General features: G+C 60.0%; 10 protein-coding genes. 7 read left to right on the top strand and 3 right to left on the bottom strand.

The features are described 5' to 3' along the window. Positions 1-4: 4 nt before the first annotated feature. Both BLV41_RS17600 and rarD read right to left on the bottom strand, forming a co-directional pair. Complete coding sequence (locus BLV41_RS17600) at positions 5-1,399, bottom strand: dihydrolipoyl dehydrogenase family protein (RefSeq protein ID WP_074712764.1); 1,395 nt, start codon at positions 1,397-1,399, stop codon at positions 5-7. Between the two features lie 41 nt (positions 1,400-1,440). Then, on the bottom strand, positions 1,441-2,445 hold the full coding sequence (rarD, locus tag BLV41_RS17605; RefSeq protein WP_083360853.1) for an EamA family transporter RarD: 1,005 nt from the start codon (positions 2,443-2,445) through the stop codon (positions 1,441-1,443). Positions 2,446-2,628: 183 nt separating this feature from the next. Here rarD and BLV41_RS17610 point away from each other — a divergent pair, with 183 nt between their 5' ends. From BLV41_RS17610 to BLV41_RS17630, 5 genes are all read left to right on the top strand, one after another. Continuing rightward, positions 2,629-4,047 (top strand): FAD-dependent oxidoreductase, encoded by a 1,419-nt coding sequence (locus BLV41_RS17610; RefSeq protein WP_074712765.1) that lies wholly within the window; start codon positions 2,629-2,631, stop codon positions 4,045-4,047. Between the two features lie 169 nt (positions 4,048-4,216). Beyond that, a complete protein-coding gene (locus tag BLV41_RS17615; RefSeq protein ID WP_074712766.1) occupies positions 4,217-6,037 on the top strand; it encodes a DUF7927 domain-containing protein in 1,821 nt (606 codons plus the stop codon). Between the two features lie 226 nt (positions 6,038-6,263). Next, positions 6,264-7,991: an RNA polymerase sigma factor gene (locus tag BLV41_RS17620; RefSeq protein WP_170835495.1), complete on the top strand. Its 1,728-nt coding sequence runs from the start codon at positions 6,264-6,266 to the stop codon at positions 7,989-7,991. A 127-nt stretch (positions 7,992-8,118) separates the two neighbouring features. Continuing rightward, complete coding sequence (locus BLV41_RS17625; protein ID WP_074712768.1) at positions 8,119-9,627, top strand: amino acid permease; 1,509 nt, start codon at positions 8,119-8,121, stop codon at positions 9,625-9,627. 56 nt (positions 9,628-9,683) lie between these two features. Further along, complete coding sequence (locus BLV41_RS17630; RefSeq protein WP_083360855.1) at positions 9,684-10,484, top strand: oxygenase MpaB family protein; 801 nt, start codon at positions 9,684-9,686, stop codon at positions 10,482-10,484. A 29-nt stretch (positions 10,485-10,513) separates the two neighbouring features. On the opposite strand, the gene BLV41_RS17635 is transcribed toward BLV41_RS17630, so the two are convergent. Then, on the bottom strand, positions 10,514-11,149 hold the full coding sequence (locus BLV41_RS17635; RefSeq protein ID WP_074712769.1) for a DUF2461 domain-containing protein: 636 nt from the start codon (positions 11,147-11,149) through the stop codon (positions 10,514-10,516). 155 nt (positions 11,150-11,304) lie between these two features. Between BLV41_RS17635 and BLV41_RS17640 the strand changes: the two genes are divergently transcribed. Continuing rightward, positions 11,305-11,772 (top strand): Fur family transcriptional regulator, encoded by a 468-nt coding sequence (locus BLV41_RS17640; protein WP_074712770.1) that lies wholly within the window; start codon positions 11,305-11,307, stop codon positions 11,770-11,772. A gap of 2 nt (positions 11,773-11,774) precedes the next feature. After that, the gene (locus tag BLV41_RS17645) at positions 11,775-13,241 is read left to right on the top strand and encodes a catalase (RefSeq protein WP_074712771.1); all 1,467 of its coding nucleotides are present in this window, start codon (positions 11,775-11,777) and stop codon (positions 13,239-13,241) included. Positions 13,242-13,263: the final 22 nt, after the last annotated feature.

The following is a 13,263-nucleotide window of genomic DNA, read 5'->3' on the forward strand; positions in this document are numbered from 1 at the left end:
GGACCTACGCCTCCAGGAATGCGTCACTGAACAGTAGTTGCAGGCCCTCCGCCATGGTGGGGTGGGCGATGACAGCATCGCGGAGCCGTTGATAGGGCAGTTTTCCGAGCATGGCCATCTGAACCACGGCGATCACTTCGCTTGAGTCGTGGCCCAGAAGTGAGACTCCCAGGATCTGGTCCGTGCCGCGTTCCACCACTGCCTGCCACACGCCATCCAAGTGGCCCACTGTCCGGGCTCGGGGAATGGCTGAGACTGGCATCCGCGCCACACGGATGTCATGTCCGGCGTCACGTGCCTGGGCCTCGGAAAGGCCCACCCGTCCCAATTCAGGGGTTGTGAAAACACAATAGGGAATGAGCCTGTCCCGGGTGCTTTGCAAGGTTCCATCGGGGCCGGCGGCGAGGTTGGCTTTGAGGATCCGGAAATCATTCCATGAGGCGTGCGTGAACTGTGGCGTTCCCGCCACGTCGCCGGCCGCCCACACGCCCTCCGCCGTGGTGTGAAGGGAGTCATCGACACGCACCAGGCCGCGGTCTGTCAGCTCCACGCCTGCCTCCTCCAGTCCCAGCGCCGCAGTGACCGGAGTGCGTCCAACCGCCACCAAGATTTCCGCGGCATCCACCTGTGAGCCGTCGGAAAGGGCTACGCTCACACCGCTGATGGAACGGGCCACCGATTCGGCTGCGACGCCCAGGCGGACGGACACGCCGTCGGCCTCCAACGCGGAAGCAAGAGCCGCCGAAACCTGCGCATCTTCGCGCGGCAACAATGCCTTGCCGCGCTGAACCAAGGTCACGGCCACCCCCATGATGGCGAGCATGGATGCAAATTCGCAGCCAATGTAGCCGCCACCGAGAATGAGCAGACTCTCAGGAAGCTCGGCCAGCTCAAGGATCGTGGTGCTCGTTAAGGGTTGTGTGGCCCGGAGACCGGGAATGTCTGGAACCAGTGGCACCATCCCCGTGTTAATCACAACTTTGGTGCCGCGCAGCGTGCGGTGAGTGCCGGCGTCGTCAGTCACCTCAACCGTGCGGGGTCCGGTGAACCGGGCCTCGCCAATCACCAATTCCATGCCCGAGGCCAGGAAAGATTTGCGTTGGCCAGCCACCATGGTGGCCACCACCGATTCTTTGTGGGCGCGCAACAAGGCGAGATCAATGGCAGGGGTCCCGCCATCCAGGATGCCGAACTCGGCGGCCCGGCGCGCGGTAGCCAGAAGTCGTGCACTGTTGACAAGGGTTTTGGTGGGGATGCAGGCCACATTGATGCACGTGCCGCCGATCATGCCACGCTCAACCATGGCAACCCGTTGGCCGCCGGCCGCCGAATCCATGGCCAGCGACTTGCCAGCTTTCCCGCCACCAATCACCAGCAGATCAAATTCCTCCAGAGCCATGGGCGTTCCTTCCCTTTATTCGCTTGAGGTTGTTCTTCAAGTTATCCCTGGACCGGGGCGGTTCGGCGCAACTTGGACGTGCGGCGGTAGTTAATCAGCATGTCCACGATCAAGATGCTCAAGGCTACCCAGACAATCGAGAAGCCTATCCACCGTTCCACGCTCATGTGCTCGCCCAGAAGATTGATGGCCACAAGGAACTGAATCAGCGGGGTCATGAACTGCAGCAAGCCTATTCCGGTCATGGACAACCGGCTGGCTGAGGCGCCAAAGAACAACAGCGGAACGGCAGTGACAATGCCGGCAGAGGCCATGAGCCAGAAGTGGCCGGGGCCCAAGCCCGTCAACGTGGCCTGCCCCAGGACGGTCACCACCACCATGGCGGCCACGGCAAACGGGGTTAGCACCGCGGTTTCAACGCTCAGGCTCGTGATGGCATCGACCTTGCCGCCCACACGGTTCTTTACGAATCCGTAGGTTCCGAAGCTTGCGGCCAACACCAGCGCAATCCATGGCAACTTGCCATAACTGAACGTCAAGACCACCACCGCCACGAAACCGATGCCCACGGCTACCCACTGCAGAGGCCGGAGCTTCTCCTTCAGCACGATGACCCCGATCAACACGGACACCAGGGGATTGATGAAGTAGCCAAGAGAGGCCTCGATGGCGTTGCCACTTGTTACGGCAAAGACATAGGTCAACCAGTTAATGACAATCAAAAACCCAGCAATTGTCAGCGTTCCCAGAATGCGACGGCTCTTGAACGCCGTCGCCATTTTCCCCCAACCGCGGCTGAGCGTAATGATCAGGGCGCAGAAGATCAGCGACCAGACCACTCGATTGGCAACAATTTCGATGCTGTTGGCCGGTAGGAGAAGCATGAAGTAGATGGGCATCATGCCCCACAGGCCATAGGCTCCAACGCCATAAAGGACGCCCGTCGCGGCTTCTGATCTTGCCGGCTTGGCGGTCTTCGGGTGGTTGGTGGGAATGCGGTCTGTCTTAGCTTGGCTGGGAGTCACAATCCCCATAACAACACTCATGACGTTTATAGTCCACGGCCACTTGGCATTGATTGGACATGGCGGTAATGGAAAACGGCGCGATCAACGGGCCCTGCAACCCAAATGGCACAGGAACGGAGCGCAAAATTGGTGCCCGGGTGTGCAACAGTTGATCCAGTACTAGGCTGATGTTGCGCTTCACAGTTCGGAAGGACTCCTTTCTTGGCTACTCACCTCGCCCCTCGCCCGTTCCGCGTCGCCATTATTGGTTCCGGACCGGCCGGTGTCTATGCGGCCGACATCTTGACCAAGTCTCAAGAAGTATCCGGCGGCGACGTCCATGTCAGTATTGATCTATTTGAGTCCCAGCCTGCCCCGTATGGCCTCATCCGCTACGGTGTTGCACCCGACCACCCGCGGATCAAGGGCATCATGAACGCCCTCCACAAGGTGCTGGACCGTGGCGACATCCGTTTTTTCGGCAATGTCACGTACGGACGGGACGTGACATTGTCCGAGCTGCGTTCCTTCTATGACGCCATCATCTTCGCCACGGGCGCTACGAAGGACGCCGTGCTCGATATCCCCGGCATAGAGCTGGATGGCTCCTACGGTGGTGCAGACTTTGTCTCCTGGTACGACGGCCACCCGGATGTTTCCCGCGAATGGCCGCTGACCGCGAAGGAAATTGCCGTGATTGGCAATGGCAACGTGGCCCTGGATGTTGCACGCGTGTTGTCCAAACACGCTGATGATCTGCTGACCACCGAGATCCCGGACAATGTTTATGCCGGCCTGTTGGCCTCGCCCGTGACCGACGTGCATGTGTTCGGCCGCCGAGGCCCAGCACAGGTGAAGTTCACCCCTCTGGAACTGCGCGAACTCTCACATTCCCGCGACGTTGACATTGTCCTCTATGAGGAGGACTTTGATTTCGACGAAGCCTCGGACGCTGCCATCAAGAGCAACAACCAGATCAAAATCATGGTCAATACACTCACCAACTGGCTGGTTGAGCAAGACGAGCGAGACTCCAAAACCCCTGCCTCACGCCGTCTACACCTACACTTCCTGCACACCCCGGTGGAGATTGTCGGCACGGAAGGCAAGGTCTCAGGCATCCGTTTTGAGCGTAATGAGCTTGACGGGACAGGAAACGTTCGCGGCACGGGGGAGTTTATCGACTACCCGGTGCAGGCCGTGTATCGGGCCGTAGGCTACTTCGGTTCCGAACTCCCGGAGGTTGGCTTTGACGCCCGCCGCGGCATCATCCCTAACGACGGCGGGCGCGTGGTGGATGCCAACGGCACCCAGGTGCCAGGGCTGTATGCAACGGGGTGGATTAAGCGAGGTCCTGTTGGTCTCATTGGGCACACCAAAGGTGATGCCTTGGAAACCATCGGCTGCCTCCTGGAAGACAGGAGCGGACTTCCCGTTCCGGAACGGCCAGGTGAATCTGAAATCGTCAATTTGCTGGAATCCCGGGGCGTTGAGTACACAACGTGGGAGGGTTGGAGCAGGCTCGATGCCCATGAGAAAGACTTGGGTGCAAGCTTCATCCCGGCGTCCGGCCTTGACATAGTTCGGGAGCGCGTCAAGGTTGTGGATCGCGATGAGATGGTGAAGATCTCCAGAACGTAGACGCCGCGCTCGCAGCCACCTCAACGTCCTTCAAAACTTTCGATCGTTTTTCTCGTCACGATTGCTCACGGCTCCACTCTCAATACATGACCAAACCGGAATTGCGGTTGGCATGAGGGAAAGCAGTGAGCTACACATGATGAGAAGAAACCTTTGGCGGGGACACAAAGTGGCGGGAGTCGTTGCGGCCGTGGCCGTTGCGGGCACGATGGCGGCAAGTGCTTTGCCGGCTATCGCAAGTCCCGATTCATCCTCCGTTGTGTCGGCAGCTGCCAGCGTGTCGCCCAACCCGGCGTTGCCGCAGAAATGTGGGCTGAATCTTGCCCTGGTTTTTGACCTTTCAAACTCCATGAGCGATTCCGATGTCAGCACGGTCAAGTCAGCCAGCGCTGAGGCAGTTGCGGCATTGTCCGGCACGGGAACGACCATGGGTGTCTACAGCTTCGCAACTTTCGCCAAGCAGGAACTCACCGCCACCTCCTTGGCCTCGGAACAAGGCGCCGCAAGCGTAGTCAGCAGCATTAATGCCCTGACTCGCCCAGGCGATGCCAATACCTGGCACGGTGGCACCAACTGGCAGCAGGGTCTGAAGATTGTTCCCGAGGACACCTATGACGGCGTGATCTTCTTTACCGACGGCGTGCCCACCTTCTACGGTGCAAATCCCCTGAACCAGAGTGGCAACGGAACCAATGGCACTGGTGGCACCGGAAACGATTCGGCCGGCAACCCCGCTGAGTCGCTAAATGCGGCTATCCCAGAGGCGAATGTGCTCAAGGACTCCGGAACCCGAATCATCGGCGTGGGTGTCAGGGGCGCCGACGCCGATCGTCTGTCGCAGATCACCGGTCCCGTTCCCGATTCCGATTTCTACACCACCAACTATGACCAGTTGGCTGCGACCCTCAAGGACATCGCAACGGCCGGATGCACAGGAACGCTGAACATAAACAAGTCCGTTGAGGCCCACGATTCCACGGCCACGACACCCGGTGAAGGCTGGGTATTTGATGCTTTTGCCGATGGATCCGAGACGAAAACCCTCACCACCAACGTCAACGGTCAGGCCGGAATGAGCCTGAACTTCCCCGCACAGGAACCGGTCACCGTGACCATCAAGGAACGGCAGCAGGACGGCTACACGGTTGTGCAGAAAAGCGGCTACAACGCTGTATGCACCCGAGATGGCCAGCCACTTGAGGTGGTCAACACCGGCGACGCCGGAAATGTCGGCTTTGCTATCACGGCCACAGCCGGCTCCATCACCTCGTGCACGGTTACCAACAAGGCGCCGGTCAAGTCCTGGACGATGGAGAAGTCCTCTGACACGGACGGCACCGTCAACCCAGGTGAAACCATCACCTACTCCGTAACAGCGAGCAACACGGGCGAACAGGCTGTAGACGGCATCTCCTTCCGCGATGACCTGACAGCTGTTTTGGAGCACGCCACCTACGTCACGGGTTCGGCGACCCTGGCCATCGGCGGAGCTGCTGGCACCGCTGTGTCAGATCCATTGGCAGGCATTCTTTCGGCAGGCCCCCTCACCTTGGCAAAAGGGCAATCAGCTCTCCTGACTTACCAAGTCAAGGTCAACGGCGACGCCTTCAATGCAACACTTATCAACGCCGTCACGGGTACCGGAGAGGTCCCGCCTTCCGCCTGTGTCCAGGAGCTCCCCTGCACCACCACGGACATTGTTCCGCCACAGCCCACCGTGACACCGGAGCCGACTGAGACGCCGACCGTGACACCGGAGCCGGCTGAGACGCCGAGTCCCTCAGTAATTCCCTCCGCCCCGGGTACACCGAAAGCCTTGGTGGTGCCAGTAACTCCGGCTGCGCCTTCAACATCGATCGCGCCAGCATCGGCTGGAGATGACTTGGCTTACACAGGATCCTCCGCAGCACTGCCAGCAGTTCTTGGTGGCCTGTTGCTGATTGGTGGCTTGTTGCTCCTGGCTCTTCGACGAACTCGCCGGGCACACTAGAGAACCATTGCACCAGTAAGTTGGCCGTCGCGGGCTGCCCAGAGAACTCCTCCGGGCAGCCCGCGACTTCGGCACTTAACAGCTCCTTGGGGTACCGAAAAAGTTTTCAAAAAGTTATCAATTTTCGCGTCATGATTTCGCCTTTTGCACTCACAGCTTGGTTCTGGCAGATAGGTAGAATAGCCATGGCTCGGGGGACAGCAGATCGACGAAGGAGTTGAACGCCTTGAATGACTTGGGCAAAGAGCTAGACGATGCCTGCACGGCGAACAGTGACGAGCGGTTGATTCAACGAGTCCGAGACGGTGACGCTGGGGCATATGCAGATCTCTATGAACGGCATCGTGGCGCAGCCCTGGCCACAGCCCAAAGCTATGCCCGCAACTCAACGGACGCCTCCGATTTTGTTGCCGACGCCTTCGCCAATGTCCTGGCGGCCATCCGCAATGGGAACGGTCCCACGGTTTTTTTCCGCGCTTACCTACTCACCACCCTGCGAAGGTTGGCTACTGCCAAGCGCACAGTTGATGGGCGGCAAGTTGAAGTAGACGATCTTGAATCGGTTATGGCGGTGGAACCGGTCCAAGACCCGGCCGTAGCCTCCTTTGAGCGGGACGTCGTGGGCCGCTCATTCAAGGACCTGCCGGAACGATGGCAAGCCGTGCTTTGGTACACAGAAGTGGATGGGCTTTCTCCAGCTGCCGTTTCACCCATGCTTGGAATTTCGGCGAACGCTGTGGCTGCCTTGGCCGTCCGGGCCAGGGAAGGGCTGAAGCAGGCTTATCTGCAGAACCATATTTCCTCCGCCCATGACGGTTGTGCCGAGTTTTCGAAGCGATTGGGGGCCTACGCCCGGGGTGGGCTAACGCGCGGACGTGCCACTAAAGTGGCGGACCACCTGGAGGGCTGCTTGAAGTGCACCTCCTTGCTGATGCACATCCAGGATGTCGGCGTTGGCATGAGAACTGTCATTTTTCCTGCAGTGGTGGGTCTTGCCGCGGCTGGGCAAACAAGTGGCTTGATCGCCGGAGTTGCTTCCGCGCCGCTGACCGGGACCCGAACGCTAGGGTCGGGCACGGCATCGATTGGTGGCGCAGTGATGGTGACAGCCTCCGCCGTTGCCCTGTCCGGTGCACTCGTGGCCGTTGCCTTGGTGCTTCCAGGAGGAGCCGGGCTTGACAATTCGGACCTTCTGGAGGACTTGTCTGCTGGCGGAGCCAGCGTCCCGGCGCCGCAATACTGGGCAGCTGCGCCTGAGACAAACCCGGGACAGGCAGTGGAGGGCGAGCTGCCCGGAGTCATTTTCACCACTGTCGCCCCATCAAGCCCTTCGGAAACAACGCCGGTCCAGGAGCCAACGCCGATTCCCATGCCTGCTGTCGAAATGACCGTCTCACCGGCGCCGGCCTCTCCCTCATCAGGCTCCGGCGAAACGCCGAATCCGAGGGAAACCCCTACGCAAACGCCCTCCGGGCTACCGACGCCCGCACAGACAACTGTTCCTGAAGTCACGCCGCCGGCGACTGCAGAGCCGACTCCCGAACCAACGCCGTCGGCCACTGCTGAACCAACGCCCTCACAGGGTCCAACGCCCTCACCGACGCCGTTCACTGCTAGGGGCAAGGTGCTTGCACAGAATGGTTCGCAGAGCAGGCTTCAAATCGACCTGGTGAATCATGGTCTCGATGTCACCAGCCCCGCCGTCACCTTTTCGATTCCAAGGCTTTGGGCCGGGCAGGCTGTTCCTGTGACGGCTCCCGTGGGCTGGACATGCGTAGATTCGTCCACCATTTTCACCGTGGGAAGTACTTGCACGGCACCGGCATGGGCAGCCGCGGAGGCTCGATTTCTGGTCAGCGTGATGACTCCGATCGTCGCTGATGGGTATTTCGTGAAAATCGACGCATCAGCAGATGGCGCCGAAAAATACACCGGGTGGCTGCGACCCAAATAGCTCTGTGACAAAAGATGACAAGATCTTAGTCCCACAATGCGAGATGAAATCTGCCAAATACAATTATTCTGATAGTGCTTCGCTATTGTTATTGGGTTCCAAAATACCTGAGGATTAAGCGATTTCCATGAACCTGTTCAGAACCAAATCAATCGAGCATTCCCTCGCCGATGCCAAAGAGCCCGGCCATGGTCTCAAGAGATCATTGACTACCTGGGATCTAATGATCATGGGTGTAGCTGTAGCCGTGGGTGCAGGAATCTTCTCGGTCGGCGCCAATGCGGCGGCGAACCATGCTGGACCTGCCGTGTCCATTTCGTTCATCCTGGCTGCCATCACCTGCGCCTTGGCGATCATGTGTTACGCAGAATTTGCCACGGCGATCCCTGTTGCCGGCAGTGCTTATGTGTTCACATACGCCACCGTTGGTGAGCTGTTGGCATGGATTATCGGCTGGAATTTGATCCTTGAACTTCTCATGGCCGGGTCGGTGATTGCCAAATACTGGGGCATCTACCTGAGCAACTTCTTTGAAGCCGTGAACATAGACGTCCCCTCCAACTTCGCGCTGGGGCCGGTCACCGTGTTCTGGGGACCGCTGGTTGTAGTTGCCGTCTTCACCTTTGTTTTGGTGATGGGCACCAAGCTGGCGGCGCGTATCAATAACGTGTTTACGCTGATCAAGATCGGGATTGTCCTGTTCGTGATCGTCGTGGGCTTCTTCTACGTCAAGGCTGAGAACTACACACCGTTCGTGCCCCCGTCCCAACCCGGCGCAGTCACGGAGACCTCGTGGCAGCTGCAACCGTTCCTGTCTCTAATGACCGGGGCTGAGCCGTCGATCTACGGATTCGCAGGAATCGTCTCGGGCGCCGCCCTGGTGTTCTTTGCGTTTATTGGGTTCGACGTCGTGGCCACCAGCGCTGAGGAAGTCAAGAACCCGGCCAAGACACTGCCCCGAGGCATCTTTGCCGGTCTGGCCGTTGTGACGGTCCTGTACATCCTTGTCACCCTGGCGGTCACCGGAATGGTGTCATATGAGGATCTTGCGAAGGCAGATGATCCCTCACTGTCCACAGCATTCTCACTGGTGGGTGCAGACTGGGCCGTTGTGGTCATCTCCCTGGGGTCCCTGATTGGCCTGACAACTGTCATCATGGTGCTCCTTATGGGTCTTGCCCGCGTCATGATGGCCATGAGTCGTGACGGACTCCTGCCCCGTGGACTGAGCAAGACCTCGGAAAAGCATTCAACGCCTGCCCGCACCCAGATCCTCAGCGGTATTTTCGTTGGAATTCTTGCTGGCTTCACCCCTGTTGAAGTGCTCAGTGAAATGATCAACATCGGTACTCTGAGCGCCTTCGTCATGGTCAGCATCGGCATCCTGGTCCTCCGCCACAAGCGGCCCGACCTCAAGCCTGCCTTCCGGGTTCCCTTCGGCCCTGTCATCCCTGTTCTTTCGGCACTGCTGTGCATCTACTTGATGTTGAACCTGGCCACACTGACTTGGGTGTTCTTTGCCATCTGGCTTGCTGTGGGACTCGTGTTCTACTTCAGCTACGGCTATTGGAACTCCCGTTTGCGCCGTGAAGAAGCGGCCGGACTCGCGACCACGCAACCCAGCAACCTCGGCTAGGGGCCGGCCAAGCGCGGGGCCTCGACGATAGTGAGGCTCCGCGTACGCTGGAACATATGAAGCATGAAACGACCAACGCCGCCACGGTGTTGAAAACCATAGCCGATATGGCCCCGGAAGCAGTTCTGTTGGCCGGCGCGGGCAGGGCGATCCTGCTCCAATTGGCCAACCCCGCCGTGGGCTACGGTGTGGCGGATCATTCGAGCTTTTCCGCCGATCCGCTGCGTCGCCTGCACGGGACACTGAGCTACATCTACGCCCTGAGCAACGGCACGCCGGCACAGCGCAAAAGCGTGCAGCGGCAAGTCCAGCGCGCGCATCGGCCGGTCAGATCCGGAGGGTCCCCGGATGTCCCCGCCTACGATGCTTCAGATCCGCAGCAGCAGCTATGGGTTGCCGCTACCCTTTATGATTCAGCATGCCAGGTGCATGAACTTGTGTTCCCCGCCCTCGCGGACGATGATGCGGAGTCCGTGTATCAAAGCTACGCAGTCCTTGGAACTGCCCTGGGGATGCCCGCGAACCTTTGGCCCGCATCCCGCGCAGAATTTGCAAGCTATTGGGACAAACAGCTTGCAACATTGAGCGTGGATCAAACGGTCGCGAACGTGGCGGCCCAACTATTGGCAGCTGCAAACGCTCCGCGATGGGCCCGCGTGCTCATGCCGCTGGCCCGCTTCCTAACGGCGGGTTTGCTGCCTCCCCAAGTCCGGGACATGTACGGCTTTACCTGGACATCAGGGAAAGGGCGGATACTTACGAGCTTCTTCAAACTTGTCTCGGTGCTGGTCAAGATCACCCCCTGCGGAATCCGCCGGGCCCCCATGCGTTACTACCTCCGGCGCATCCCGGAGTAGCGTTTCAGGGGCTCGAGGGTGCCAGGCAATTACGGCGCTGCGTAGCGAATGACCCAGTCAACAAGCGGGCGCAGCCGCTCCCAATACTCTTCGATGTGACCCTGAGCAGCCGCAGTCGCCAGCCAGTCAGGACTCCCCAGTGATAGCGAAGCGCTCAGTGTTTTGTGCTTTAGCAGCTCAGGGCGGGCGTGGTCCTTGGGGTAGCCGCGGGGGGTTGTCTTGAGCGTTTGCCCTTCAATGGTGAACCCCGCAGCCACGAGCCCAGCCATGATGGTTTCCAGCCCCTTGCCACTGGCCGAGGCATCCACGGCGGCCCGGTACCGTGCCAGCTGGGCCGGGGCAACAGAACGGTAGCCGCCTCCCACGAGTAGGCCATCGGCGCTGACTTGGAGGTAAAACCCCACGCCTTCATGGTTGGAAACAAACATGCCCTGAGCACTCTTGTAGGGCTCCTTGTTGGGGGAGAAGCGCACGTCCCGGTACGGGCGGAATATCTTGCCAGGACCAAAACGGGGTTCCAGCTCGCGCAGGAGGGCCGCAAGCGGGGCCTGCACAGCGCCGTCGTACTGGTCTTTGTGCTCCAGCCACCACTCGCGATTGTTGTTGTCTTCAAGGGCCGCATAAAAATCAAGGGCCGCCGTGGGAATGCCATTGAATGTCTCCATGCCTCTAGAGCTTATGGACAGCGCCGCGGCTGCGCCAGGGACTCTCCAGCAACTGTGGGTATCCGCCCGAGCAACCCCTGGTGTGGGGGAATCGGCGGCCGCGACTTAGGGACTCCTTACTGGACTGAGTCCAAAAAAGGGTTCACAATTGACACATGGTCACCAAAGAGCACTACGAGGAAATGTTGCGTGCAGTCCCGCTGCGCGTCACGCGTCCCCGTGTTGCCGTGCTCGAGGCGGTCGGGATGCATCCGCATGCGGATGCAGACACCGTCATTGGTGCCGTGCGCGCGGAATTGGGCAGTGTATCCAAACAGGCCGTCTATGACGTCCTGGGGGCACTGGTCGATGCCCATCTGGTGCGGCGCATTGAGCCTTCGGGTTCGCCTGCCCGCTATGAGAGCAGGGTGGGCGACAACCACCACCACGTGGTGTGCCGCTCCTGCGGGGACATAGCCGACGTGGATTGCGCCCTGGGCGCGGCTCCTTGCCTGCATGCCTCAAATGACCACGGATTCACCATTGATGAAGCCGAGGTCATTTACTGGGGCACGTGCCCTGCCTGCGCCGCCAAAAGACTTCTGAACGAACAAGAACCGACAACATCTAGGAGCGATAAGTAAAGATGACTATCGAAAACACCGCCCCCCTGACCACGGCAGCCGGCGCACCTGTTGCCAACAACCAGGACAGCCTCACCGCCGGCCCCCGTGGCCCGATGCTGCTGCAGGACGTCTGGTTCCTTGAAAAACTGGCCCACTTCAGCCGTGAGGTCATCCCCGAGCGCCGCATGCACGCCAAGGGCTCCGGCGCCTTCGGCACGTTCACGGTCACGAACGACATCACCAAATACACCAAGGCTGACATTTTCTCCGAGATTGGCAAGCAGACGGAAATGTTTGCCCGCTTCTCCACGGTTGCCGGTGAGCGCGGCGCTGCCGATGCCGAGCGCGACATCCGCGGCTTTTCCCTGAAGTTCTACACCGAAGAGGGCAACTGGGACCTGGTTGGCAACAACACCCCCGTGTTCTTCTTCCGCGATCCGTTGAAGTTCCCCGACCTGAACCGCGCAGTGAAGCGCGATCCCCGCACCAACATGCGCAGCGCCGAGAACAACTGGGACTTCTGGACCAACCTGCCCGAGTCCCTGCACCAGGTCACGATCGTCATGTCCGACCGCGGCATCCCGGCCAGCTACCGCCACATGCACGGCTTTGGCTCGCACACCTTCTCCCTCATCAACGCCGCAGGCGAGCGTTTCTGGGTCAAGTTCCACCACGTCACCCAGCAGGGCATCAAGAACCTGACCGACGCCGAAGCCGGCGCAGTGGTGGCCGCAGACCGCGAGTCCAGCCAGCGCGACCTCTTCGATTCCATCGAGAACGGTGACTTCCCGAAGTGGAAGCTCATGGTCCAGATCATGCCCGAGGCTGACGCTGACACCTACAAGTACCACCCCTTCGACCTCACCAAGGTCTGGTCCAAGAAGGACTACCCGCTGATCGAGGTTGGCGAGTGGGAACTGAACCGCAACTCCGAGAACTACTTCGCAGACGTTGAGCAGTCCGCCTTCACCCCGGCCAACGTTGTTCCCGGCATCAGCTTCTCCCCGGACCGCATGCTTCAGGGCCGTCTGTTCTCCTACGGCGACGCCGCCCGCTACCGCCTGGGTGTCAACCACCACCAGATCCCTGTCAACGCCGCGCGCAACAGCGTCAACACGTACCACCGCGACGGCCAAGGCCGCGTTGATGGCAACCAGGGCCGCACCCCCGGCATCGAGCCGAACTCATACGGCCGCTGGCCCGAGCAGCCGGCCTACGCCGATCCGGCACAGGCCATTGGCGCCGTTGCTGACCGCTTCAACTTCCGCGAAGACGATGCCAACTACTTCGAGCAGCCCGGCATCTTGTTCCGCGAGAAGATGACGGACGAGCAGCGTCAGGTGCTCTTCGAGAACACCGCTCGCGCCATCGACGGTGCCTCACAGGCCACCATTGAGCGCCACATCTTCAACTGCACCCAGGCCGATCCCGCCTACGGTGAAGGTGTTCGCAAGGCCATCGAGGCCCACCAGGCGTCCAAGGCCTAGTCCTTAACGACGTACGACGGCG

It is taken from the genome of Arthrobacter alpinus (assembly GCF_900105965.1).
GTDB classification, from domain to species: domain Bacteria; phylum Actinomycetota; class Actinomycetes; order Actinomycetales; family Micrococcaceae; genus Specibacter; species Specibacter alpinus.